Raw genomic sequence first — 26,151 nt, forward strand, 5'->3', positions numbered from 1 at the left:
ACCACACCTATCCCAAAGTCTCTGTTATTGTTTTTTGCACGCTTCAAGCCATTCGTTCCGTGAAACTTTACCGTTAGCCCAATATCCTTGGAGTCCTTTCATATACGTTGAAAGGTACGTATTTAAATTTGATTTGCCTCTGGCTTCCATCAATTGGCGTACAACGTCAATTTGTGGTTTTACTAAAGAAGCATCATACGTTGTTGCCATATCGACTAATGTGTCTGCGTAATAACTCACGACAAAATCGAGAGTTTTTTTATGTTCGTTGACTTGTTCTTGACGTCGTTCACATGTGGCATCTTTCGTGCCTGCTGGGCAGTTTTTCTCATGCAGTGCGATTAATCGATCATAAAACTCGCCATCATCTTTTAATTTGGTACATAAAAAAGCACCTAATTGCAGTGAAGTACGGATAGCTTGATCACGTTGCTCATCACGCAGTTGTGCATTTGCTCGTAATGTATTTTTCAATTCAGCTAATTGTTTTTTCAACGCTTCATCTTGGACTTGGGTTGATAGCGTATTCAGGCTATTAATGGAATTATCGCTATGGGTTTTTGATTTATTAGCGGGTTTCTCATTACCTAATTGTTGCCACTCTTTTTCTATCTCTTTGATTTTGTCGCGTGATGTTAATGCTGGGGCAACAATCGCTAAACGAAAGCCTGTGTATTTGTTTTTATTTGCACCTGTATTGGTGTAATAAGGCTCTTCTTGACGCCATGAACTGCGCATATCACTTTCTGGGGTGAGATAACTTCCCCCGCGCACAATAAATCCACCAGCTTGTCCATGTAAGCGGTCGAGTTTATTTAATCTAAAAGGCTCAAACATCATTTCAGCGACATTACCTAACATGTCATGTAAGCCTAGTGGATTGGGTGATAACAAACCGGTGAGTTGTAATGAGCCATTAGCGGATTGGCTACCGGCTGACCAAATATAATTTTTGGTACCTTCTGGCATTGGAAAACGCACATCGCGAAATTCGGAGGCAGAGACTTTTAGGCCACCACGCGCCGCAAATTCCCACTCAGTTTCTGTTGGTAATCTTGCAAAACCTTTTGCGCCATCTTCAACGGGTAATGCTTCTGGATGTTTGCTTCTTAACCATTGGTTATATTGATCTGCAAATTGCATCGCTTCATACCAACTGATGTTCACTTTTGGTAAACGTAATTTATTTGAAGCAACAGGGCACTCTTTACCGTTAATCACGCTTTGCATGGCGTTATATTGCAGATCGGTAACGGGGTATTTTGCCATAAGGTAGTAACGGCCTTTTTCTTTACCTTTTAATGGAAAGCTGCCCGCAATATGTTCTGCTCGTGATTGTTCTAAATAACCCCATTCATCACCCTCTTGCCCTAGGGTCACACTATAATCTTGTAATGGCTGGCTTAAGGGGATGGTGACTTGACGAAAAACCATTGAACCTTCACAAGGGAAAGGCAAGATCACATCATCAGGCAATACTTTTGGGTTAACGAATTTATCGTCCCATTTGGCAGATGCGGTAAAACTGCTAGATAACAGCGCGAATGATAAAGTTAAAAGCGATAAATTAAATTTCACGTAAGCTCTCCGCAGGTTCAATCGAAACGGCACGTAATGCGCCAATGCTTGCCACCACTAAAGCCACAAGTAAGGCACTGCACATGGCAATCAATAAATCCCAAAATGTTAACTGACAAACAAAGGCTTGTTCAGGTAAATGTGTGCCTAATAATGTGGTAAATAAGGTGCTCCCGATGCCATAAAGCCCAAGGGCTAAAATAAAGGCAATACTCGTTAATAACAGTGCTTGCAACACAATATATAAAGAGACTGCAAATTGACGAAAACCCAACAGGCGCAGTACTGCCATGTCTTTACGTTTACGGTCAATATTGGCAAGGAATGCGCCAATTAATGAGGCAATACAGCCTAATAGAGATACCCAAGCAATCACGGAAAAAATAACGTTAAGAACGTAGCTGATTGCTTTTACAGAATCTATTTGGCTTTTTTGTGTCATCACATCGATGTGTTGTTGTCTAAACCAATCATCTAATGGGGCAATGGCATCTAAATTTTTTGCATAAAGGCGAGCTTTAGCAAACTGGGTTCTTGGTTTCGCTTCAGTGCCTTGTGTTACGCCAAAAAGAGGTGCTTGATAACCATCTCGGTAATCTTCCATTGCCACTAAAACATCAAGAGAAACAAAAGCTGCTGCTCTTGGAAATTTGCTATCACTGATAATGGCACCGACAGTAAAGGTGCGTTTGGCTCGTTCATTAACGCCATTAAGCTTGCGGCTGATAAATAAGCGCACACTATCGCCGACATTCGCTTCTAGTTTCTGTGCCGCATTGGCAGAAAGCACTAAAGTGTCTGCATTTTGGGGAATAGCAACACCCTCTAATAAAGGATCGTTTTCTGCCGTCGGGATAACTTCAGCATTATCAATAAAGTGTTGTCCATTAATCACAATATCGGCTTGTGTGTTTAAGCTACGTGTTAATGGGATAACAAAGCGAACCTCTTCTTTGTGTGCAACATCATTAAACCAACTTTGTGGATAATTACCATTGCCTAACATACGTATTTCGAGGTTACGAGGATCATTTAGTAGTTGGTTGTGAAGCTGTGTCACAATGCCGTTTTTTAGTCCAAACAGCAGTAACAGTGGTGCAATAACTGAGACTAAAGAGAACACAATACAGAGTGCAACTTTGCGATCATAAATTAAGTCACGCCAAGCGAGTGAACTGAGTAAGCCAAGGCGATTAGGACTGGCGCTATTGTTTGATAAAGACACTACCGCCCCCTTGTAGTTGTGCATGATAGTGACTAAATTCAAAACGCTCGACTAAAGACCAATCATGACTAACAACCAACGCAGAGATATCGAGTTGCTTTACCATCTCCACAATCAATGCATACAACGCTTGTGCATTATGAGGATCGAGAGCGGCTGTTGGCTCATCAGCAAGTAATAAAGCCGGTTCATGGGCGATTGCGCGAATAAATGCAGCGCGTTGACGTTCACCAATGGAGAGCTGGCGAGGAAGGCGATTAAGTAAAGGGTGTAATTGCAGATGCTCAATGGCGTGATCGAGCCAAGCGGAGTGCGGTGTTAATCCCAGCATTTTACGCGGTAATTGAATATTTTGCATGACGGTTAAAAAGGGAAGTAACCCACCACTTTGGAGCATAAAACCTAATTTTTCAGCACGTAATGATGCGAGCTGAGCTTGTTCATTACTTAACACCGCTTGCGTGATAATTAAATCATCACCGAGTTGAAAATGGGTTAATCCATCGGGACGTAAAATCAGCCCAATCATTTCCAATAAGGTACTTTTACCACAACCACTTAAGCCCGTTAGCGCACCGATCTCCCCTTTCTCAAGAGTCAATGAAGGAAGCGCAACACGAAAGCCATGTTGCGCATCACCACGCGTAATTGCCATGCCTTCAATCTGGATCATTAAGGCAGGTTTTCCAGTGGAACAGGATAAACGTGATCGCGAGGATCGCTTTGTGGTGCAAGGGATATCCAACGATCAACATCTTCGTTATAGCGTTGATAATATTGCAACTTCGTATTGAGTCGGCGGATGAATTTCTCTTGCTCTAAACCATCCCAGCTTTTCCATGTCTCTTCATCTAAACCAAGTACCTCACTTAAATAAGGGAGATTTTCGACGTATTCACCGAGTAATCCCATTTCGCCTAATTTGGTTGCTGAACCTTGTTTGATTTGATTTGGATCGTTACCCATGGTAGCAGCAATCGAACGTAAATCCGCAAACATATTGTCTGGTGAAATTAGACCTTCATTAGCTGCATTAACGATTTTTTTCATGACATCGCTTAAATCACTCAGCTCACTTTTAGTCAGTAAAACTTGGACTTCTGTAGTTGGGATATTTTGCTGTAATAAGTCACGGTCGCTTATCCATGCTTTAAACACAGGGGGGGCTTTAGTACCTTGTTTTTCACCTAAGTAGGCTAAACGCATGGCATACCCTAAATCGTGTGCGTCGTTAAGCAAGGTATCTGTCTCTTTATCTTTGCTATAAGCAGGATCGGCATTTAATGCACTACCTACAGCCGCTTCTCCACGATAAGCCGTTTGAATTTGAGTCGTTACAGCGGTTGCTAAACTATCAACCATTCGACCAAAGCTATTGATATCCCCTGAATTAATTGGGTAGTAAAGTGACTTGTGTAAGAAAGGATTAAGAGTTAGCGCTTCATATTGTGCTTGTGCAGAAGCGTGATTTTTGGCACCTGATGGTGTTTTTAAATGCAGTGTATAAAGAGCAACACCGCGATAAGCGGCTTCTTGGCGAATTTGTTCAGCATCGAGCTTAGTTGATGAAAGAGGATCATCTCCCGTTAATGCGCCTGCATCGGTGATTAAAATAACGTAACGTGCACCAAAGCGAGTCCAATCAACATCATCGAGGGCTTGCATTACACCAGCATAAGCATCTTCATCAAAACGACTACTTGAGACTTTAGCTTGGCGTAATTCTTTAACTTTATTCAGGAAATCAGGGCCATCTTTTACATCATTGGGATTTACAAACATCTTGCTGTCGTATTCCAATGCAGGTACGGCTTTGATATTAGAGCGAAACGCCACTAAGCCAAATTTGACCTTATCCAACATGTTGTCTTTTTCGACTTGCGTGTAAACCTTTTGAATCGCTTCTTTGGTTCTATCAATGTAAGGATCCATCGAGATTGTTGAGTCGATAACAAACACTACGGCAGCAGAAAAACCTTGCATCATATTGTCAGCATCTTTGCTGTTAGGTGTTGCTGGTTTTGTACTGTTTGCTGTTGCATTCGCATTCTGTGCGTCTTTGCTGTCTTTGGTTTGAGAAGAGACAGAAGCCACATTGAGCACTCGCACTTTATAGCCCGCATCAGTAAAGACTTCATCTGAGCCTAATACAGGCAATAGATAGAAATTACTTTTCTGATCAATCATATAATCAGGCTCTTTTGCTAAAACAGCCGGATTCACTTTTTGGTTTTTGATATCTGCTAAAAAAGGTTTGTACTGTTTTTCCGGGGTGGGGCTTTCAAGTAAGCTTTCAACCGTTTGCTTATCTTTGAAAAACAGCATTGGGTTACGACCCGCAGGGTTAGTAAATGCGAGTGTTAACTGCATTTTCCACTCTGATGTACAACTTGCATTCATCCAACCACTGATATGACCTAAGCTATCTGGGCCAACTTGTAGCCACTCATTAGCGCCTTGTTTTTGGCGTTGATAAACATAAAAGCGGCTAAATGCAGGTTGCTCTTTACCTTTTGCGCCAACAGTGTCAGCAACTTGGCAACCTGGATAAGTTAATACACGTTGATAGAGGGTCTTTTTACCCTCTTGTAGTAGCGGTTTTTTCTCTTCAGCACTTGCTGGCGCTGTTAGAATTAAACCGCTGAGAATAAGAGTAAGCCAATGCGCCTTTTTCATGCGACTTTCCTATTTTTTCAAAGCTTCAAGACGCGCTTTTGCGTCACTGTTTTGTGAGTCATGATTTAGAACCGCTTCGTACCAATAAATAGCCGTTTCTTTGTCTGCACTAAAGCAGCCTTGTGTGGATGCGGTTTCTGGATCGTATTCACGAGCATAATTCAGCGCGATTTCAACATCACCTGCTTGTGCTTTATAAGCATATAAGCGCTGAGCAACATCACATTGATTGTTCTGTTTTGCGAGTGAGATCGTTGCAAGGATAGTTTTGCTATCTGGTTGGCTTTGTATGCAACTTTGTACAAAGGCTAATGCAGTACCCGATTTCATGTTTTCAACACTACACACACTTGGGGTTGCGGGTTCTGGTGTCGGTTGTGGTGCAGGCTCGCCAGCAGGATTACCTCTTAATAAGAAGAACCATGTTAAGACACCCGCTAAAATTAAGATCAAAATAATGGCTAAAATTAAGCCAATTTTTGATTTTTTCGGCGCGGGTGGTGTTGGTCGCTGTGGCGGTTCATCTACTTTAATTTCAGGGATAATCGGCTCTGGTTCTTCAGATTCAATTTTGATAGGTTCTGGCTCTGGTGGCGCTTCTTCAACAATAGGCGCTGGCGGAACAGGCTGATTATCTAATGTTGCTGTTGATTTTAATGCTTCACTTTGACCTTGCGCTTGTGAGGCTAATACGCCATCACGGATACGTAATCGCCCGATATCTTGTGTTTCATTATCGTCTTTTAACGTAAATTGATATGCCATTTGTAAGTTGCTAACGAGGGGATCAACCAACGTTTTATCAAGAACGATTTGATAACCGTCATCAGCATCTTCAAGTGAAAGCTGGTGGAAAAAGGCATTACCTACCCATTCCCCTTTATCATTTAAGAAATAGCGATCTTGGTTACGCTGAATGCTTAAATAAACGGGGGAAGCGTCACCGTCCCAATTACGAATACTTAATACCGCAAAGCCGGGACGAGCAGGTTGTACGGGTTTTAATTCTGGGTTAAACACGAATTATGACTCCACGACGGATGATTTCATGGTTTGAATTATTTGGCCTAATAGTGCGTTTTGTTCAGCACTGATCTCTCTTCCCGCAGAATGCCCCGCATTCTCAGTAATAATCGCTGATAAAGCGATAAGCCAATCAATCACAAATAAAAGGGTGTAGTTAACAGGGTTGGTAGGTAAGCGGACTAAACGCTCATCATCACCCCATTGCACGCTAGTGTTATCGGGTCTTTCAAAGATTTTATGACCGACATTGATTTTGCTATCTGGCTTCTCAACACCGTTATCTTTGAAATTAAACCAAGTAATAAAATCACCCAGTACATTATAAACACGAGATGATTGCTGTTCGGCTAAGTCATCACGACGAGCAATGGCTTCAGTCCCAGCAAGGGTTTTCAACATGCGTTGTTCAACACCTAGGCGATTAATCGCCGTGATAAGCTCATCAACTAACAGCACCATAATTTCTTGGTCAATACCCAAATAGGTTAACAAGGTATTGTTATCAGGCAGGCTACGCAGATGATTTATCCATAATGCCATCACTTTTTTAGGATAGGTCACTTCATTGCCGTGACCTTTAGGGGCTTCATTTTCTTCTGGCTCTAGAGAAATTGGCGCATCGCTAAAGAGATCGAAAGTTGGTTGCTCCATAGCCGCGAAGGCAGAAACTGGCGCTTGAGTCGCTTTTTTATTATCTGAAAGCGTCTCAATAACCTCTTTTTCTTGCATATACAGGTCGTAGAGTGATTTGCGAGAAGGCAACAGGTAATCCAGTAAAGCACCTTGTAAATAAGGGCGACTTTGCATAAAGCGTAAAATAGTGGCTGCGTTACGGCGTTTGACTTGAAGCTCTTCTTCACCACCTGATTGATACCATTTTTCAAGATGATGACCGATTAAATCACGTTGAATTTCTTGCAATTGCTCACTAATACGTTCAAGTTTCAGTGATTTTAACGCCACGGTTTCAAGGTAGTCGGCAAGGCGTTGCATACCGCCATCGTTAAGCGACAACATTGCATCCCATGCTTGGTCTGGCTCACGAATATAGCGTTGGACAGTTTCGTCTTCAGCAAAGGTTTTTTTCATCAGATGTAACTGTGAAACACTGTCCTCGTTTAAGACAGTCTCTTTGCCATTACTGATTTGAATAAATGGGGTAGGTACACCCGGTTTACGCACTAAGAAAGTGTTATTAAAGGCTTCACCATTGATCCAATCTGATGACATCCATTCATATTGACCAAAGCGCTCTAACATGGCCATTTTGATCATGCCACCTTTACCCCATGATTGGCGTAATAACGCTTCATTCATGGTTAAAGAGTTGGTAATACGCATATCAAACATGGTCATTGCCCAAATTAAACCAGAAGGGCGTTTAGCGCGCGTTAATGCATCTTTACCTTGTGTGTTATTGATCCACTCTGTGAGGACAGCACCAACTTCTTTCACATCTGATTGTTTGTTTGATGCAGTACACACCACTAACACATTCATCTCTTGGTTATCGGTATAACGCTCAAACAGATAGGCAACTTTACCGCGAAGAATGAGCTGTGCCAGAGGGTTAGCACTGTCATCGTTGACCTGACGACGTACATCTGCCATGGTTTCAACGCCTAAACGACCGCGATAGCCCGGAAAATCGAGTAGCTCAACGTGTTCAAACAGGGCTTTACTTGGCGCATCTAATAACGGAACGACTAACTCAACGGTCAGTGCAGTTAACTCTGCTAACGAAAGGGTAACAGGAGCATCAATACGATCGCCATGAACAGGACAAATGCTTATCTGGCTATCATTGGCAGTATTGAGACGCTCTAGCATATCCACGTTCATGATACTGTCTTCTTGTACTAACTCGCCGTCTTGCTCTTTGACTAAAGATGAGAGCGGAGCCAAAACAAGAGATGCATTACCTAAAGAGGCAAGTGTGGTACTAAAACGTTGATAAGCGGATGTCAGCTCTGCAATATCGCCCCATAAAACAGAAAAGAGCTTAGCGCGTTGCGCAATACTGAGATAAGGCGCTAATTCAATTGCTTTAGGCCAATAGGTTGCCGCCAATTTTTTCTGGCTTTTTTCCGCATGGCGTTGCAGATAATCCCATAATGAAACAACATCATCATGAGTAATACCAGCAACAGGCGTGGCGCTGCATTGTGTGCTTAATGAACTGATTAAACGAGAAATTTTCTCGTCATCTAATTCAAATTCAATTTTTTCCTGATTAAAGTCATACAGGTAAGCATTGGCGAGAATCTTAACTATCTCAATTTCGCTGAAAAGATGTAGCTCGACAGGAAACGCTTGCGTACCTTTTGTGGTGCTGCGACTAAAGCGAGTGACTAAACCCGTTGCCTCTTTGCCACCACCAGGCGGGTTAATGTGGTCGATAAAATCAAGGGTTTTACCTGACATGCTCGTTCTTAATCGACCTTCTTGCCCTGCGGCAAGCGCTGAAATCAGGTACGATTTTCCTGCCTGAGACAGACCAAAAAAGCCCACAGACATTGGGCGTTGGGTTGCTAAGCTGAGATTTTTCGCCATATTACGGCTACGACGCAGGCGATAGATAAGGCTATCGGCTTCGGTGTTTAAACGAGGTGCATTACCTCTTACTGCCGTTACCCAATCAATGGCTTTACCTGCGCCTTGATAAATGGCATCCCATTTGGCTGTTAACTGTTTTTCATCCATCATATTCATTTACCTAATACACTCCCGCTATCCAGCCAATAGGATGTTTCACCAATACCACTATCTGCTAACGTATTGAGTTTGAAACTTAAACCGTTCTTATTAACGCCACCTTTGCCATTAATAAGCTCCATCTCTTCAATACGTAATTTTTCAGATTTATTGTCATCATTATGGCCGGAGGCACCTCTTTCTTCTCCCAGTTTGATATGCAATACGCTGTCTTCTTGGCTAAGTTGCTGTGCCAATTTCGGATTTTTAATGCGTAAGGTATAAAGTGGAGACGCTGGCCAACGGGCATTATCTAATTGACGGAAACCTAAGCGTATTCCGCCTCTGACTTCAAAATAGGTATCAGGATCAGGCTCAAATTTATCCTGAATATCACGGTAGTAAACGTCATTATCGGAAATAGTGTTGTTGTTATCCAACATTCCTAAATAACGTACTGTTGAGTAAGTTTTAAAGTTACCTGTCGAGAAGTAGAAGTTGAGCAAACGTGCATTTTCAGCCATTAAACACAACATCGCACCGACTGCCGCGGTTGATTTTGGATCGTCAATACGGCCTTTTTTGTTGAATGGATACCAACCCCCTGTTTTGTAGCCATGTAATGGCAGAATACGAGAAGGCGGTACAGGCTGTAATACTTTTAATAGTGCTTGAATACCCGGTAAACGAGAAGGGCGACCCGTCAGCAGTAAAACATCACAAGAGTAGTAATAAAGCACTTCACACAGCGCTTTTAAACTACGTGTGATATTAATACGTTCACCTGAGATAAATTCAGCGTGCAGTTGCGCAAAGTTAATTTGTACAGGCACATTTAAAATGGAGAAGCTTTCGCCACCACCGAGCTCTTTATTGGTTGCGTCATCAATATAACGACGTACATGTTCTGTCGGTAGAACGTTAAGTAACTCACCAAAAGTACTGTTAATGCCTTCATGAGGAACTAATGGATCGTAGTTTTCATATTGGCTTAAAATATTTAACCCAATCGGATTAAAGATTTGTAGGGTAAGCTGTTGGCGCAACACTTGTTGCCCCGCATCTAAACCTTCACTCCCAAAAAGAGAAGACATCAGCGCATCAGCATCAGAAATACCCGCATCCGTTAATGCTGTGCGTAATGCAGGCAATACACAAATCTGGATGATATCTAATAAAATATCATCACCTGCAATTTTGAATCCTTCACGGAATAACTGTGTTGGAATAATTTTAACGTTGCTACCGGTACCTGTATCCAGTTTATAGCGAGTGATAACGAGATCGGTTGTTCCGCCACCAATATCAATTGAGGCAATCTTTAATGTGCTATCACCCGTTAATGCGCGGTTATCTTCCCGCACTTGGCTGGCAAAAAAGGCTTCAGTACGCTCACCAAATTTAATTTGTGTTTCGTTGTAGAGGTAAACTAGCTGACCACAAGTGGCTTCATCCCATTTCACATGGATGTTTGGCATCGGTATACGACATTGCGCATCTTTACCATCAAAACGCAGTTTTTCGTCGGTTGGGTCCCAATTCATTGCTTTCCAAATTAGCCCTAATGCGTTTTCCATGCACGTTTCAAAAATAGCGCGCTCTGGTTTTGGCATTGCAGGTGGAATAGTTAAAATGATATTGCGCAATTGACGAGGCGCACTTGCGTGACTCATTTTAAGACGTTGAGCTGGGCTGTTCATTTGTGTTAATGCCTGCGCTAACACTTCGGTTAACATCATGGTCATTAATGAACTGCGAGTATAGTTTGGCGTAAATACTGGCATGCGAAAGTCTGGCTCTAAACGGAATAACGGTTCACCGTGATCGTTTAAAAGATAAGTCATCGGTACAGCAGTCGCCAGTGGCTCTCTGTCTGTTTGACCAAAAGAGCGACTAAAGCGCCAACCCGGAGAATACGGCGAGTCATCCCATAAATAGCGTTTAGGGCTTGAAATACCCGTTGAGCCTTCAGTACCTAAGCGTTGCGCTGCCATGCGATTGGCTTCAGGGCCAACGCGACCAATGGTAGGCCACATAAAGGCATTGTTTCGACCGCTATTAACTGAAAAATCTTGTTTACCAAATTCCGCTTGCGCAAATTCAACACGGCTTTCAAATGGTTCATTATAGATTTGATAAGGGTGGCTGAGATCACGCAGCGTCATTTCATAGAGTTGCGTTAACCCTTTGTTATCATTGATGTGATCTTCAATTAAGATCCCACAGGTACGTGAGTTACCCACATCAAGAATAAGGTCAACTTCAATCGCTGGCTCTTGCGGTTTGGTTTCGTTAATTTTGATTTCAGGTAAGCGGAGTTTCTCACCTAAGATATTGAGTAAATTGAGATAATGTGCCTGATGTTGAAACTCTTTGAGCGCATCTTCAAGTTCATCATGGTACATTTTGGTCACAGCCAGCGCTCTTTCGCTAAAGACTTCCTTTAACCAACCATCAATCCATGGTGTTTCAAGGAAGTTCTCAACTTCATAGCCTAAATAGGCCAGCGCAAAAGCAACACCTGAGCGAACATCTTCTTCGTTTGGTGCCAGATAAGCTGTATTAGTGCGATTCGGCTCAATTCGAGTATCAAATGCCACAACAACGCGGTGTGTATGTCCATCTTCATCTGGTTCTGGCAGTTGATGGAACATCATTCTTACCCAGTTATCAGGGCCTTGAGAGAATGCGCGTGGTGGATTAAAACGGAAAAATGGCACGGGTAGCCATGTGTCATTTAATAGCGTTAATGACTCTTCAAGAGAGAAGCTAAATTCAGCTTCTCTCGGTGTTTGAGGCTGATTTTTAGGTGCAGGATAAAGATAGTTATCGTCTCGTTCATTATAGATGAGTCGCATTAACGGGCCGTTTTCGCCTTTTTTAACAAACTCACCGTACTCTTTGCGCTGTGGTAGCTTAAAGCCAAAATCCAGAAACTGAATATTACTGTCTCGGATAAGGGTAATTTTATCTTTATAATCGGTCAGTGGCGCTAACATGAATTAGTTATTCTCCCGCTTCATTGATAATGGGAATGGCTGATTGTTTTCATATTTCCCTTGGCAATCAGCAATATTTTGGCTTCCTGGTTGACAGATAATATTTGGCATCAAATAGTTTGAACCATCACTACACAGAGCTTGACCTTGGTTATTAATATTTAATCCGCCTTGATTAACGGCTGCATTGACAGGTGCTTTGCAGGTCACGCCATCACTGCGTGTCATGACGACTTGTCCTTTACCATTATCAATTTGGTAATTCAGGCTCAGTGGTTTACCTGTTTTTTGATCTTGAATTCCTGCTCCTGCTTTCCATTGACCATTTAGGAATTGAGTTGAGCCATTCGCTAACGCATTCGCAGGAATGGTCAGTGGTGTTGTGTTATCTGCTGTCACAGGTGGTGTGACATCTGGTGGTGCATTGGGATCAACCGGAGAGTTAGGCGTGTTGCTCTCATTTCCCGTATTTGGGGTGTTATCTGTTTTCGGTTGCTCATTTTGTGCAGCCGGATCAACTGGCGGTACATTCGGTTGTTGCGCATCTTCAGGCAATGTTCCTTCAGGCAATGCACCTTGGTTATTGTCTGTTTGAGGATCAACCACAGGCAAACCCGTATTAGGATCAACCACTGTGCTGTTACCGTCAGTGCCATTTATCACATTTCCATTCGCATCTACAGTACCTAATGTTCCAGTGTGAACAGTGCCTGTTGGCACACCGACTGTGTGACTGTTAGTAACCACAGTAGGGACTTTCGGCTTTTCAAGCGTAGGATCTGGCAATTTAGGCGCTTCAATATTTGGCGTTTTAATATCGACCGTAGGTAACGCTGGCGTTGAGAAACAGCCTCTTAAAAAGAAAATAGCGAGTAGAAGCAATAATAAAGGTAACAGCCACCATAAGAAACGCCACCAAGGGCGCTTAGTGTCCGTAATGATGACTTTTTCTTGTGCTGGTGGAACCGCTGTTGATGTTGGTGCGATTGGCGCAGCAACTGGCTTTAAGCAAGCGACAGGGTCAACTCTAAGTTGTTGATTGGCGCTGACAAACCCCCAAAAGGTAATGATTGGCTGTCCATCAACAATAAAAATATGGTTTTCGTCAGGAAATTGGATAGTTTTACTGAGCAGGGCACCAAAAAGCTGACTTTCTTTATTTCCAGCCCTTTGCTGCTCTTGTTCGCTAAAGGCGATTAAATCATCTTGATTCTTTTTTAGTAGCGCATAAGCGGCAGTACGCTCTTCTTCTGAAGCCGCAGACCAAGGAATAACAGAGCCGTCAATCGGTGAATACCAGTCAATGCGTTCGCCAGTTTCATTTGGCTGAGGAATAGCAAGACATTGAGAAATATGTGCCTTTCCTCTTAAACGCAGAGTTTCACGCAACTGCAGTGCTGAGATATAAACAGCCTGTCCATTTTCTCCCATAGGGAGGTAACTTTCTAATTTACCACTTCGTAAGAATGCTTTATTCACGACGATCATTCCGCTAGGCAAGATTATCTATGGGTAAGTTGGCTTATCCGTAAATAGGCTTTAAGGCTAAAAATAAAGATACAAAATTGATATACATTTTATATTATCAGAAATTGGGTGTCTATCTAGCGGATTATTTAGGGTTGATTAACTGATTATTATTAAAGGCTTTTTTATTTTTCTTGAGTGAAAGAGGGAATATTAAGATAACGATTATGATAATTAAATAATGACGTTACAGGTTGCGCTATATTTTCTTAAATATATGGATTAAATCACCGAGATATTGAGTTTTACATTAAAAAATAATGAAATAGAAGAAAAAAAAGACAAAATATAAAAGAATAAACTATTAATGATCATCTAACTGTTGTGATAATAATCACAAAATAGGTTTATTTTGAATAATGAGGAAATAAAAAAAGGAAAAAATACCTAATTAAGGAATGCTCTTAAATAGATAAGATATAGAGCTTGTCAACTTCAATATAATAATAAAATACACGTCATACGTGAAAAAATTCACCCTCAATGTGAAACCAAAGAGGGTGAATTAAATATTAGAAACAGTAATCAATCATTATTTACAGTTCTTTGGAATATAATCTTCAATTGCCTTTCGAGTCATTAAAGTGACTTCATTAGCATTACGTGCCGTGAATACTTTACCGCCTGTTGCATTTGCCACACAGTTACCTGCGCCTGTACCTAAAATATCTACCACGTTAATGACGGCGCGAGGGTGAGCGCGCTTTAAGGTTCTGGCTGCGGCACATGGGTCTTGATCGCAAGACTCTAAACCGTCTGATAACAACACAATAATAGTGTCACGATTATTGTCTCTAATTAAATTACCTGCACGCTTGATAGACTCGGCTAATGGTGTGCCACTATCGGGTTCAATGCGCTTAATGTAACTGAGTAATTTTGACCTTTCATTACCACCATAAGTAGGGCTTGATTTCACAACACCACAGTCAGATGCCACAACGGTGGTAATTTTCATATCTGACGGAATGTTATTAATGATTTTTATTGCTGCGTTTCTTGCGGTTGTGATCCGTCGAGGTTCGGCATCATAACCTGGGAAAAGTTGTCCAGTTGAAGCGATATAGTCTAAATCACTCTCCGTTAAATTCATACTAAGTGCCATAGAGCCAGAAGCATCAAAAATAAGAATGACCTGTGGTGCTAATTCTGGTGGACGATCAGCAGGGCACATTTGTTTAATTTTACTGGCTAAGCGATTTTCACAGGTTGCATTTGCTACCTTCTCTGTGACTCCCGTTTTTTTCAATTCATCTTGTACGCAAGCTTCTAGTGGCGTGAGTTTTTTCACTGGCACAGGCTTGGGCACTGGTGCAGGTTCTGGTACAGACTCAGGAATAGGCTCTGGTATAGGTTCTGGTACGGGTTCAGGGATTGGCTCTGGCTCAGGAACAGGCTCTGGTTTTGGCGGTATGATAACGGCAGGTTTCTCTTCAACCACAGGAGGAACTACTTTCGGATCAAAACAGCCTTTCAGCCAAGATGCCAGTAAGACCAAAAACAGCAAAAATAACAGCAGTAATAACCAACGTAGCCAGCGATTGCGTGTTTTGGCCGGTACATCAGCGAGTGCGGCACCTGCTGCGGCAGCACTTGCACCAGCGGTGACTTGTGCAATAGGTGGCGGCAATGGTGTTGTGCGTGGCCACCATGTAATAACGGGTTGCCCATTAATAATATAGACACTTTCGCTATCAGGTAGCGTTGATGCTGTATCTAAAAGATGGCGCTCTTCATCCGTAATTCTATTTTGCGATGCTAATAGCGCCGTTTGCGTTTTAATATCGTTAAGGCGTTCATCTAAAATACGTCTTATTTCTTGCTGCTCTTGTCCTTGTAGCGACGTTAAGGCGACAGGATTACCAGAAACAGGAGAATACCATTCAATCACGTCATCCGATTTTTTCTCTGGGGTAGCAAATAGAGAACGATACTTAGTCGGAAAGTGTTGAGTCAGCAATTGAAGTAATTGCTGTTGATATGTTAAGGCAAAATCGGCGCGGGTTATATCAGCCGTTAATCGTGAGATTCGATTCATATTTTAGAGAGCCTTATGTGACGGCTATATTCGTTTAAAGAAAGCAATTTAAGATAGCAATATTATTGACTATAACGGTTTTATAAAAAAGGTGAAATTAAAGCGTTCGCTTTTTTAATATAAGACAAAATTAAGTTTTATTTCTAAATTCGCTCAATTTATTTCTCTATTTTAACAGGGGAAATAATCCATTTGCTTATTTATTGAGTACGGATGAATATTGATATAGCACATAGAGCATCAAGGCATTACAAGGTATGTTACCCACACTAAAAAATAGCCAAATCATTCGCTTTTAGGGGAATTTATTCCTCTCTTTACGTTGATATAACAGCAGGTTTCTGATGATAAATAAAATAAATAATAACCAATTACTTAATGATGTAACTCGCTACTGGAATATCAGAGCTGAAAGTTATAGTGAGTCTAATCAACAGGAATTACTGAGCGAGAAACAACAGAAATGGCGTCATCTGTTATTGGGGCATATCAAAGAAGGTGAAACCTTAAAAGTGCTTGATATTGGAACGGGGCCGGGTTTTTTTGCCATTCTATTAGCGTTATCGGGTCATGATGTCACGGCAATTGATGCCACTGAGGGGATGTTGCTGGAAGCGAAACAAAATGCGCAAACGCATAAGGCAAATATTCAATTTATTCGCGGTGATGTACACCAACTGCCTTTTGCCAGTGAACAATTCGATTTAGTGGTTAGTCGCAATGTGACATGGAATTTAAAAGCGCCTCAAAAAGCGTATTCGGAGTGGTTTCGTGTATTAAAACCGGGTGGTAGTTTGATTAATTTTGATGCTAACTGGTATTTACATCTCTTTGATGAGAATTACTGGCAAGGTTTTGTGGCAGATAGAGAGCGTTCAATTGAAAAGCAAGTTGAAGATCACTACGTCAATACAGATACCAAAGAGATGGAACGAATCGCTCGCCAATTACCATTAAGTCAAATTAAACGTCCACAATGGGATATTAATACTCTGTTAGAGATTGGTTTTAGCCGATATATGATTGACACCCGTATTGGTGATTTTGTGTGGAACGAAGAAGAAAAAATCAATTATGGTTCAACACCGATGTTTATGATCCACGCACAAAAACAAAGAATAGATAATTAAAGGAGAATAACGTGAAGCCCTTATTTTCAGTGTTCCCAACACTATTATTAACACTTGCATGTGCTTTTCCCGCATTAGCCGATAAAAGTAATAATATGTTGGATTATGCCAGCACAAAAGATATTCGTGATATTAACCCGCATCTCTACTCTGGTGAGATGGCGGCTCAAAATATGGTATTTGAATCTCTTGTATTAAATACCGAAAAAGGTGTTGCACCTTATTTAGCGGAGCGTTGGGATATTTCTCCTGATGGAAAAAGCTACACTTTCTTTTTACGTCATGATGTAACTTTTAGCGATGGCGAGCCCTTTAATGCTAAAGCAGTAAAATTAAATATTGAAGCTGTGCTAGACAACTATGAACGTCATGCGTGGTTAGAGTTAGTTCGTCAGATTGATAGTGTTGAAATTGTTGATGAATTCACAGTTAAATTAAATCTAAAAAACCCTTACTACCCAACATTAACTGAATTGGGTTTAACTCGCCCATTCCGCTTTATTTCGCCAAATTCTTTTATTAATGGCAAAACAAAAACGGGTGTTGCGAACTATATTGGTACAGGGCCTTGGGTATTAACTGAGCATAAAAAAGACCAATATGCTGAGTTTAAAGTTAACCCAAATTATTGGGGAGAGAAGCCGGTATTAAATGGCGTGATGTGGCGAGTGATCCCCGATAGACAAACCATGTTACTTTCTCTACAAAAAGGGGATATTCAGCTTATTTTTGGCGCAGATGGCGACATGTTAGATATGGATTCATTTGAAGCTCTTATGGCATCAGATAAATTCAAAACCGAAATGAGTGCACCAATCGCTTCTCGTGCGATTGTGCTCAATAGTAGCCGTGTAATGACATCCAGCCAAAAAGTCCGCCAAGCATTACAATATGCGGTTGATAAAGAAGGAATTGCGCAAGGTATTTTAGCGGGTAGCGAAAAAGTCGCTGATACTTTAATGGCGCGCAGTGTGCCTTACTGTGATTTTGTTTCCCCAACTTATGCTTATCAACCAACAAAAGCGATTGAACTATTAGAAGCCGAAGGCTGGGTATTACCAAAAGGTAAAATTATTCGTGAGAAACAAGGCGAGAAACTACAGCTATTGCTCTCTTATAATGTGAATAATGCTGTTGAGAAAGAGATAGCTGAACTTATTCAAGATGACTTTAAAAAGATTGGTGTCGGTTTAACGATTTTAGGTGAAGAGAAACAAGCCTATTTAGATAGACAAAAAAATGGTGAGTTCGATTTACAATATTCACTCTCATGGGGAACACCTTACGATCCTGCTTCTTTTGTTTCATCCTTTAGAATACCGGCTCATGCGGATTACCAAGGACAAAAAGGGTTGGCAAATAAAGTCCAATTGGATGCAATGATTGGCGAATTATTAATTACGCCTAATGAAGCGCGTCGTCAGGAACTCTATAAGACTTTGTTTACCTCATTAGCCGAGCAAGCGGTCTATATTCCGTTAACTTATTCGCGTACTAAGGCGATTCATCGCGCTGAATTAGAAAATGTGGGCTTTAATCCATCTCAATATGAAATACCGTTTGAAAAGATGCGCTTTAAGCCTTAATTAATGCATCAATGAGATTAACCAAAATAAGTGAGGCACGTAATATCAACGTGCTTCACTGATCAAATCTTATGCTACGTTATATATTCTGGAGAGTGCTGGCTATTTTTCCACTGGCACTGATCATTTCATTTATTGCCTTTATTCTGTTGGAATTAGCGCCGTCTGATCCTGCGGAAGTCGCGCTACGCGTCAATGAAATAGTACCAACCCCCGAAGCCATCGAAGGCATGCGCCATGAGCTGGGGTTAGATAAGCCTTTTTTTACGCGTTACTTTTTGTGGTTAATGGCAGGATTGCAACTCGATTTTGGCACCTCTTTTCTTACAAGAACTCCTGTTATTCAAGAGATGTTAAGGGCGTTACCTCCAACACTTTGGCTAGCCTCAACGGCTCTATTCTTTACGATTATTCTGACACTCCCTTTAGCATTATGGTGTGTGGCTAAACCTCAAAGTTTTACGGATAAATGTATTCGTTTCATTGTGTTTGTTTTAACGGCTATTCCTAATTATTGGTTAGGATTGTTATTAATTTGGGGAGTCGCTGTTTATTTAGATTGGTTACCCGTCAGCGGGATGTTATCGCCTCAGTCTGTTATTTTGCCTGCTCTGGCGCTCTCTTTAGGGTATATCGGCACTTATTTACGGCTATTACGCGGTGCAATGTTAAATCAATGGCACCAGCCTTATGTCTTTTATGCCAAAGCGCGTGGATTACCCGATAATCTTATTTTGCGTCGCCATATTTTACGTAATTCGCTGTATTCCAGTTTAACGGCATTGGGAATGAGTATTCCGAAGCTTATTGCTGGTACGGTAGTGATTGAGAATATTTTTGCTTGGCCTGGAATAGGGCGACTATGTATCAGCGCTATATTTGGTCGTGATTATCCGATGATACAAGCTTATATTTTATTGATGTCACTGTTATTTCTCTTTTTTAATTTTTTGATGGACGTCATTCAAATGATGGCAGATCCACGGTTAAGGAGATAATGATGTGGCGGATTTTTTGGCAACGGCTCAGAAAAGATAAAAGTGCACAACTGTGTTTATTGGTGATTATGATTGTGGTTATTGCAGGAATATTTGCCCCTTGGTTGGCACCGCATGATCCCACATTAACTTCGATACGTTTGAAATTTAAGCCCATAAGCTTTGATTATCCGTTGGGTACAGATAATTTAGGGCGCTGTATCTTTTCAAGATTATTGTTTGGTATAAGAACAACGGTATTTTATGCCTTATTAGCCATGAGTGTGACATTAATGATTGGCTGGTTAATGGGGATGTTAGCCGGATTTTTCCATGGTAAGACAGATACATTGATTATGCGGTTATGTGATGTGGTTTTGTCATTCCCAGCAGAAATTATGATCTTAGCATTAGTGGGAATAATGGGACCGGGTATTGGGAATATCTTAATTGCCGTTATTTTAGTGAAATGGGCATGGTATGCCAGAATGATCAGAGGGGTTGTTCGCCAATATTCTCATCGTAATTACATTGCATATGCTCAGGTGATTGGTGCTCCTTCTAGTCATATTTTACGGCGTCATTTATTACCCGTCACTTTTGCTGAAACTATTGTCTTAGCATCAACGGATATTGGTAGTGTTATTTTAATGATCTCAGCACTCTCCTTTTTAGGGTTAGGTGTACAACCACCAACGCCAGAATGGGGCAATATGCTTAGTGAAGCAAAAAATGTCATGGTATTACACCCAGAGCAAATGTTACCCGCAGGAATTGCAATTACCCTTGTTGTTACTGCATTTAATTTTTGGGGTGATTTCTTACGTGATGTGTTTGATCCGGATAATCGTCAGTCAGTAGGAGAAAAGCATGAACAACTTACTGACGCTTGAGCACGTTTCTATTACTCATCAAGAAAGTGGCAAAAAACTGATTGATGATATCTCTTTCTCGATAAAGCAAGGGCGTACATTAGCGATTGTAGGAGAAAGTGGTAGTGGCAAAAGTTTGATTAGTAAAGCTATTATGGGATTGCTGCCGGAACAATTAGTCATGTCAGGGGAAATTTTCTTAAATGGAAAGAAAATCAGTCATGAGGCGCTTTTTCAACGTCGAGCTTTATTGGGGACATTTTTAGGTGTGATTGTGCAAAATGGCATGAGTGCTTTTGATCCTCTGATGAGAATAGGAAAGCAATTTTGCCAAACTTTAATCTACCATTTTTCCTATTCTAAAAGGCAAGCCGTAGAAGAAACTGAGTTGGCATTATCTCATGTATTTCCTCATCAATTTCAATCTATTATGCAAGCATTTCCTCATCAATTAAGTGGTGGACAATTACAACGTGTGATGATTGCGATTGCACTTGCCTTATCACCGAAGTTATTAATTGCAGATGAACCGACAACGGCGCTTGATGCACCTCTTCGCCAAGATATTTTAAAACTACTCCAGCATGTCGTCACGACTCATCATTCAACACTGATTTTTATTTCTCATGACTTAGGGATAGTCAATAAAATTGCTGACGATATATTGGTCATGCAAAAAGGAAAAATGGTTGAATGTGGCGAAAAAACAACCGTTTTATCGCATCCAACACAAGAATATACGCGTTATTTAATTAATGCACGCCAACAGCTTTCATTACGTTTTGAACAATTAATTAATAAAAAAATATATTAATATCATCATAATAAAAGAGGGTTTATGTTATTAAACGTTGAGAATATTAGTAAGTATTATACTCAAAAAAATAACACACTATTTGGTGAAAAAGTGAAGGTTATCGACTCACTCTCTTTTAGTATTAATTCGGGGGAAGTTTTTGGTTTAGTGGGTGAAAGTGGCAGTGGTAAAAGTACGTTAGCGCGTTTAATTTGTGGATTAGAGTTACCTGATAGTGGTGCTATCTCTTTAAATAATAAGCCCGTTACAAAACGACTTCATCGCCAAGGTATAATTAGTATCGTTTTTCAAGATTATATGACTTCTGTTAATCCGACATTAACAGTAGGCGAAATTATTGCTGAGCCGATTAAAATCATTAATCCAAGTATTAATCCTCAAGCACTGAAAACACTTATTTTTGCTTTTTTAGATAAAGTAGAATTACCTAAAAGCTACTATACACGTTATATATTTGAACTTTCTGGAGGGCAGGCTCAACGGGTATGTTTATGTCGAGCATTAGCATCTTATCCAAAACTTATTGTATTAGATGAAGCGCTTAGCTCTTTAGATATTCCCACTCAAGTTCAAATATTAGATTTATTAAAACAGTTAAAAGAAGAATTTACACTCTCTTATCTTTTTATTAGTCATGATATTCAAACAGTGGCTTATTTCTGCGATAAAGTGATGTTCTTTTTACAAGGTAAAAATATTGAATTGTGTGAGATAAATAACTTAGGTGAAGTTACGCAGGATTATTCAAAAAAATTAATTCAATCAGTTATTTAATCAGTTATTTAATCAGTAAGCAGCAATAAAAAACAGCAATAAAATACTGCTGTTTTTTTATTGGTAAAAATTAAAGATTATTCATTAAATGTTCTTGAACCGCTTTTGCATCGTTTGCGGCATTGAAATCAATACCAAAATTCAGCGTGCCTTCTTTGAGTTCAATACTACGTGGTGTTGCTTTAGAGCAGGTAATATTCTGTATTTTTTCTTTTACTGTCTCTTGTGCTATTTTAGAGCTCTCACAAGTATTAATTACGCCTTTTAATCCTTCGCTACAATAACTATCAACACCTGTTGTTTTTAAATCATCAGCAGTAAATGCAGACCAATCAAAAATGACTTTTATATTGGCATCACAGCTTTTATTTAAATCGACAACACGAGACTGAATATTCTCCTCAAATTTTTGTTGTAATTCTTTTTCAGCTAATGTCGCTGAAAAGGTAGAGGAGGAAATAAGAAAAAGGGAAAGACTAATAGCAATATTTTTCAACATAATTAAATACTCCAAAAAAGAATATATAAATTTAAATTAACTTATTAAAAATAAAGTAATAGAGCGTTATAGCAATAGGAATATTATTGTTTTTGCTTGTTTCATTATTTTTTGAATAATATCTCTCATTATTAGGGAGATATCTTTTTATAAAAGAGCGTTTGTTGTCGAAATATTGCTATTTTTATAAGTGCTTTTACTTACTTTATTAATTAAATGTTCGTTAGTGTTATAACGAACATAATCGATTCAGTACATCTTCTAAGTAACCCATAAAGTAAAATAAATAAATTACTAATAAAATCAGCGTGTTAAATTATCTATGTAGATCTGTGTCACAAACCAATCTTATTGTGATTGTTTTTTCGTCATGCTCGAATTAACTTGCTAACTCGAAGTAGCAAAAATTAGCATAGCGTTAGCAAATGATGAGGGTTCGCATGGAACAACAATATTTTATTGGCGTTGATGTTGGCTCAGCCAGTGTCCGTGCAGCGGTATTTGATAGCAATGGAAAGCGTTTGGGCTTTTCTGTCCGCCCTATTGCTCAATTCCGCCCAAAAACGGATTTCGTTGAGCAATCTTCCACCGATATTTGGCAGCAAGTTTGCACTACTGTAAAAGAGTCGGTGGCGTTATCTGCTATTGACCCTATCCATGTGAAATCTATTGGTTTTGATGCCACTTGTTCTTTAGTTGCGGTGGATAAAGACGGTAAAGGGCTTTCTGTTTCACCAAGCGGTAAAGCGGAACAAGATATCATCATGTGGATGGATCACCGTGCTGTACAAGAAACGGTTACCATCAACCTGACCAATGATCCTTCACTGCGATATGTCGGTGGTGAAGTGAGTATTGAAATGGAGTTGCCAAAAATTCTATGGTTAAAAAATCATTATCCAGAGCGTTATCAAAACGTATGGCGATTCTTTGATTTAGCTGACTTTTTAGTATGGAAAGCAACATCAGGGGATGTAGCAAGTACCTGTACATTAACCTGTAAATGGAACTATTTAGCACATCAGGGGCAATTTAGTGAGAGTTTGTTAGCCGATGTAGGTTTGGATGAATTATTAGAAAAAGTACCACAAACCATCCTTGCGTTAGGTGAACAAGCGGGTTGTTTAGATGAGTCGGTTGCCAATGCGTTTGGCTTGCACACGGGTGTCATTGTTGCTTCAGGCATTATTGACGCACATGCAGGTGGCTTGGCATTAACAGCATCACAACCTGAAGGTAGTTTGGCAATTATTAGTGGTACGTCTAACTGCCACATGATCGTAAGCCAATATCCTATTATGGTGCCGGGTGTTTGGGGACCTTACTTTGGCGCGATGTTACCAGAATTGTGGCTAAACGAAGGTGGTCAGAGTGCTGCGGGTGCGTTAGTTGAATGGTCTATCCGCCGTCATGAATCATGGGCTGAATTAGAGCAAGAAGCGAATGAAAAAGGCGTTAATTATTATGCCTTATTAAATGAAGCTGTCGCTGAATTGGAAGAAACAGAACAATATCCAACTGCACAGTTTCATGTTTTAGCTGACCATCATGGTAATCGTTCACCGCGTGCCAATCCTGCTGCAAAAGGCATGGTAAGCGGATTAACGCTGGAAAGTGGTCGTGTTGCATTGGCTCGTTATTATCTTGCGACACTGCAATCTATTGCTTATGGCACACGCCATATTATTGACACACTTGAAGATGCTGGACATCAAATCAATCGCATCGTGATGTGTGGTGGAGCAACGAAAAATCCATTGTGGCTACGCGAATACGCCAATGCGACAGGTCGTGAAATTCATTTAGCACAAGAAGAAGATGCGGTGAATTTAGGGGCTGCATTATTAGGTGCCGTAGCATGTAAAGCCTTTGATGATTTCTCTAAAGCTGCCAGCGCAATGGTGAGAGAAGGTGGCATTATCACACCAGATAGCGACACGTTTGCCTTCCATCAAGCTAAATATCAAGTTTATTTGCAGATGTATCAAGATCAGCAGCGTTATAACGAAATGATGTCAGATTGTTGACCACTAATTTTTCCGATTATGAACCGAGTTTACCTTACCAGGGATATCTTATGTTGAACTTAAATCTACCAAAATTACCAACAACCATCACAGCCGGTCAGAAAGAGATCCTGATGGTCACCAACGCAGACTTACGTGAGCCTGCAAACGTAACGTGCTGGCCTGTACAGAAAAAATTTGAAGATAAACTGGCCGCGGCATTAGAAGCTCAAGGTTACAAAATGAAGCGTGCTCATGAAATTAATGAAGCTCGCGGTCATGGTTTTATCAGTAGTCAGCGTGAAGGTTGCGATATGTTTGCCGCAATCGATCCTGATGCTCCAGTTATCGTGTTATTAACCGCATGGCAATATTCACACCATATTGCTTCTTCTTTAGCACATCATCGTGGCCCTATTTTACTGCTGGCTAACTTTGATGGTACATGGCCGGGTCTGGTGGGCATGTTGTGTTTAGCGGGTACGATGACCAGTTTAGGTAAAAATTATTCACGTTTATGGTCAGAAGAGTTTGATGATGAATTCTTTGTAGATGGCTTAGCAACTTGGTTGAAGTATGGTTATGTAAATCATAAGCTTAGCTATCTTACAGATATTGCGCCAACACACAGGGTAATGGCGACAGAAGCCGGCGAAGTGGGTCGTAAAGTCGGCGAATATATAATTAAAAATAAAGAAATAATTGGTTTGTTCGATACATTCTGTATGGGAATGATTAACGGGGTCTTCCCACAACAGGCAATGATCAATATTGGTATGCCAATTGAATCCCTTTCTCAATCTGCGTTACTAGTCGAAATGGCGAAAGTACCGACAGAATTAAGAGAGGCATGTTTACAGTGGTACGAAGATAACGGGATGACGTTTATGTTTGGTCAAGATGACAAAACTGAACTCACTCGTGAACAAGTGATGGAGCAGTGCGCCATGATGATTGCAATGGCGCGTTTCGTAAAACGTTTTGGTTTAACAGCAGTGGGTGTGCAATATCAGCAGGGCTTAAAAGATTGTTGTCCTGCGTCTGACTTTGCTGAAGGTGCGATTGGTTCAACCGCACGTTTCCCACTGCCAGATGAAAACGGCGAGATTATTTGCCCTAACACGCCAATTCCTTGTATCAACGAAGTGGATATGGGTACGGCTATTCCTCAAACGATGTTATGGCGTTTATTAACATCATTAGGATTACCGGCTGAAACCACACTACATGATATTCGTTGGGGTAGTGAGTATGAAGGAACATTCTACTGGGATATGGAAATTTCAGGTTCTGTTCCTTTTGAACACCTCAAAGGTGGCCTAAAAGGTGCAACAGGTTATCGCCAGCCTCCGATGTTCTTCCCTAAAGGGGGTTCAACTATCGCAGGTCAAGGTAAGGCAGGACGCTTGTTATGGGGTCGTGCACACTATGAAGGTACTGATGTAATTATGCATATCGGTACGGGTGTGGCGGTAGAATTACCTGAAGCAGAATTTGAACGTCGCCGTAGAGCAACTAACTACGAATGGCCATTATTAAACTGTACGTTAGATGGCGTAACTCGTGATGACCTTATGGCGGGACATCAAAGTAACCACATTACTGTGGCTTATGTTGATGAAGATAAATTGGCGTTTGTGCTAAAAGCATTCGTTGCTCAAGCACTGACTCAAGGTATCCAAGTGAAAGTGGCAGGCGATGCCATTAACTTACTGTAAGGAATTGAT

General features: G+C 40.7%; 18 protein-coding genes. 8 read left to right on the forward strand and 10 right to left on the reverse strand.

Annotation, left to right across the window (positions count from 1 at the left end; all coding sequences use genetic code 11):
* Window positions 1-24 precede the first annotated feature (24 nt).
* The 9 genes from CBE70_RS05740 to CBE70_RS05780 all read right to left on the reverse strand — a co-directional run bounded on the left by CBE70_RS05740 (window position 25) and on the right by CBE70_RS05780 (window position 15,763).
* A complete protein-coding gene (locus CBE70_RS05740) occupies window positions 25-1,578 on the reverse strand; it encodes a formylglycine-generating enzyme family protein (protein ID WP_198585693.1) in 1,554 nt (517 codons plus the stop codon).
* On the reverse strand, window positions 1,568-2,803 hold the full coding sequence (locus tag CBE70_RS05745; protein ID WP_157925994.1) for an ABC transporter permease: 1,236 nt from the start codon (window positions 2,801-2,803) through the stop codon (window positions 1,568-1,570). The genes CBE70_RS05740 and CBE70_RS05745 overlap by 11 nt, the downstream gene beginning before the upstream one ends.
* Window positions 2,784-3,476: an ABC transporter ATP-binding protein gene (locus tag CBE70_RS05750; protein WP_100158591.1), complete on the reverse strand. Its 693-nt coding sequence runs from the start codon at window positions 3,474-3,476 to the stop codon at window positions 2,784-2,786. The genes CBE70_RS05745 and CBE70_RS05750 overlap by 20 nt, the downstream gene beginning before the upstream one ends.
* Window positions 3,476-5,479, reverse strand: a complete 2,004-nt coding sequence (locus tag CBE70_RS05755; RefSeq protein WP_100158592.1) for a vWA domain-containing protein — start codon at window positions 5,477-5,479, stop codon at window positions 3,476-3,478. Before CBE70_RS05755 ends, CBE70_RS05750 begins: the two co-directional genes overlap by 1 nt.
* Window positions 5,480-5,488: 9 nt before the next feature.
* Window positions 5,489-6,499, reverse strand: coding sequence for a hypothetical protein (locus CBE70_RS05760; RefSeq protein ID WP_100158593.1), 1,011 nt, complete (start codon window positions 6,497-6,499; stop codon window positions 5,489-5,491).
* Window positions 6,500-6,502: 3 nt separating this feature from the next.
* On the reverse strand, window positions 6,503-9,217 hold the full coding sequence (locus CBE70_RS05765; protein ID WP_100158594.1) for a putative virulence factor: 2,715 nt from the start codon (window positions 9,215-9,217) through the stop codon (window positions 6,503-6,505).
* The gene (locus CBE70_RS05770) at window positions 9,214-12,198 is read right to left on the reverse strand and encodes a virulence factor SrfB (RefSeq protein WP_100158595.1); all 2,985 of its coding nucleotides are present in this window, start codon (window positions 12,196-12,198) and stop codon (window positions 9,214-9,216) included. Before CBE70_RS05770 ends, CBE70_RS05765 begins: the two co-directional genes overlap by 4 nt.
* A 3-nt stretch (window positions 12,199-12,201) precedes the next feature.
* Window positions 12,202-13,677, reverse strand: coding sequence for an SrfA family protein (locus CBE70_RS05775; RefSeq protein WP_198585694.1), 1,476 nt, complete (start codon window positions 13,675-13,677; stop codon window positions 12,202-12,204).
* A gap of 580 nt (window positions 13,678-14,257) precedes the next feature.
* Window positions 14,258-15,763: a vWA domain-containing protein gene (locus tag CBE70_RS05780; protein ID WP_100158597.1), complete on the reverse strand. Its 1,506-nt coding sequence runs from the start codon at window positions 15,761-15,763 to the stop codon at window positions 14,258-14,260.
* A 344-nt stretch (window positions 15,764-16,107) separates the two neighbouring features.
* Between CBE70_RS05780 and CBE70_RS05785 the strand changes: the two genes are divergently transcribed.
* The 6 genes from CBE70_RS05785 to CBE70_RS05810 all read left to right on the forward strand — a co-directional run bounded on the left by CBE70_RS05785 (window position 16,108) and on the right by CBE70_RS05810 (window position 21,919).
* Entirely contained in the window at window positions 16,108-16,893 is a 786-nt protein-coding gene (locus tag CBE70_RS05785) for a class I SAM-dependent methyltransferase (RefSeq protein WP_100158598.1), read from the forward strand.
* An 11-nt stretch (window positions 16,894-16,904) separates the two neighbouring features.
* Complete coding sequence (gene nikA / locus CBE70_RS05790) at window positions 16,905-18,479, forward strand: nickel ABC transporter substrate-binding protein (RefSeq protein ID WP_100158599.1); 1,575 nt, start codon at window positions 16,905-16,907, stop codon at window positions 18,477-18,479.
* A 71-nt stretch (window positions 18,480-18,550) separates the two neighbouring features.
* Window positions 18,551-19,477 (forward strand): nickel/cobalt ABC transporter permease, encoded by a 927-nt coding sequence (gene opp1B / locus CBE70_RS05795; protein WP_100158600.1) that lies wholly within the window; start codon window positions 18,551-18,553, stop codon window positions 19,475-19,477.
* A 2-nt stretch (window positions 19,478-19,479) separates the two neighbouring features.
* Entirely contained in the window at window positions 19,480-20,349 is an 870-nt protein-coding gene (gene opp1C, locus CBE70_RS05800) for a nickel/cobalt ABC transporter permease (RefSeq protein WP_100158601.1), read from the forward strand.
* Entirely contained in the window at window positions 20,327-21,142 is an 816-nt protein-coding gene (locus CBE70_RS05805; RefSeq protein WP_100158602.1) for an ABC transporter ATP-binding protein, read from the forward strand. The genes opp1C and CBE70_RS05805 overlap by 23 nt, the downstream gene beginning before the upstream one ends.
* A 24-nt stretch (window positions 21,143-21,166) precedes the next feature.
* Entirely contained in the window at window positions 21,167-21,919 is a 753-nt protein-coding gene (locus CBE70_RS05810; RefSeq protein ID WP_100158603.1) for an ABC transporter ATP-binding protein, read from the forward strand.
* A gap of 70 nt (window positions 21,920-21,989) precedes the next feature.
* Here the strand turns inward: CBE70_RS05810 and CBE70_RS05815 are convergent, their stop codons facing one another.
* Window positions 21,990-22,418, reverse strand: a complete 429-nt coding sequence (locus tag CBE70_RS05815) for a hypothetical protein (protein WP_100158604.1) — start codon at window positions 22,416-22,418, stop codon at window positions 21,990-21,992.
* Window positions 22,419-22,858: 440 nt separating this feature from the next.
* Here CBE70_RS05815 and CBE70_RS05820 point away from each other — a divergent pair, with 440 nt between their 5' ends.
* Both CBE70_RS05820 and CBE70_RS05825 read left to right on the forward strand, forming a co-directional pair.
* Complete coding sequence (locus CBE70_RS05820; RefSeq protein WP_100158605.1) at window positions 22,859-24,445, forward strand: FGGY-family carbohydrate kinase; 1,587 nt, start codon at window positions 22,859-22,861, stop codon at window positions 24,443-24,445.
* Window positions 24,446-24,495: 50 nt separating this feature from the next.
* Window positions 24,496-26,142, forward strand: coding sequence for a signal transduction protein (locus CBE70_RS05825; RefSeq protein ID WP_099076042.1), 1,647 nt, complete (start codon window positions 24,496-24,498; stop codon window positions 26,140-26,142).
* Window positions 26,143-26,151: the final 9 nt, after the last annotated feature.

Source organism: Proteus columbae, assembly GCF_002777965.1.
Lineage (GTDB): Bacteria > Pseudomonadota > Gammaproteobacteria > Enterobacterales > Enterobacteriaceae > Proteus > Proteus columbae.

What these genes read in the sequence shown, in the direction of transcription:
- CBE70_RS05750 (WP_100158591.1), bottom strand. Translation starts at nt 3,476, where the DNA reads ATGATCCAGATTGAAGGCATGGCAATTACGCGTGGTGATGCGCAACAT.
- CBE70_RS05755 (WP_100158592.1), bottom strand. Translation starts at nt 5,479, where the DNA reads ATGAAAAAGGCGCATTGGCTTACTCTTATTCTCAGCGGTTTAATTCTA.
- CBE70_RS05765 (WP_100158594.1), bottom strand. Translation starts at nt 9,217, where the DNA reads ATGAATATGATGGATGAAAAACAGTTAACAGCCAAATGGGATGCCATT.
- CBE70_RS05770 (WP_100158595.1), bottom strand. Translation starts at nt 12,198, where the DNA reads ATGTTAGCGCCACTGACCGATTATAAAGATAAAATTACCCTTATCCGA.
- CBE70_RS05780 (WP_100158597.1), bottom strand. Translation starts at nt 15,763, where the DNA reads ATGAATCGAATCTCACGATTAACGGCTGATATAACCCGCGCCGATTTT.
- CBE70_RS05785 (WP_100158598.1), top strand. Translation starts at nt 16,108, where the DNA reads ATGATAAATAAAATAAATAATAACCAATTACTTAATGATGTAACTCGC.
- opp1B (WP_100158600.1), top strand. Translation starts at nt 18,551, where the DNA reads ATGCTACGTTATATATTCTGGAGAGTGCTGGCTATTTTTCCACTGGCA.
- opp1C (WP_100158601.1), top strand. Translation starts at nt 19,480, where the DNA reads ATGTGGCGGATTTTTTGGCAACGGCTCAGAAAAGATAAAAGTGCACAA.
- CBE70_RS05805 (WP_100158602.1), top strand. Translation starts at nt 20,327, where the DNA reads ATGAACAACTTACTGACGCTTGAGCACGTTTCTATTACTCATCAAGAA.
- CBE70_RS05810 (WP_100158603.1), top strand. Translation starts at nt 21,167, where the DNA reads ATGTTATTAAACGTTGAGAATATTAGTAAGTATTATACTCAAAAAAAT.
- CBE70_RS05815 (WP_100158604.1), bottom strand. Translation starts at nt 22,418, where the DNA reads ATGTTGAAAAATATTGCTATTAGTCTTTCCCTTTTTCTTATTTCCTCC.
- CBE70_RS05820 (WP_100158605.1), top strand. Translation starts at nt 22,859, where the DNA reads ATGGAACAACAATATTTTATTGGCGTTGATGTTGGCTCAGCCAGTGTC.
- CBE70_RS05825 (WP_099076042.1), top strand. Translation starts at nt 24,496, where the DNA reads ATGTTGAACTTAAATCTACCAAAATTACCAACAACCATCACAGCCGGT.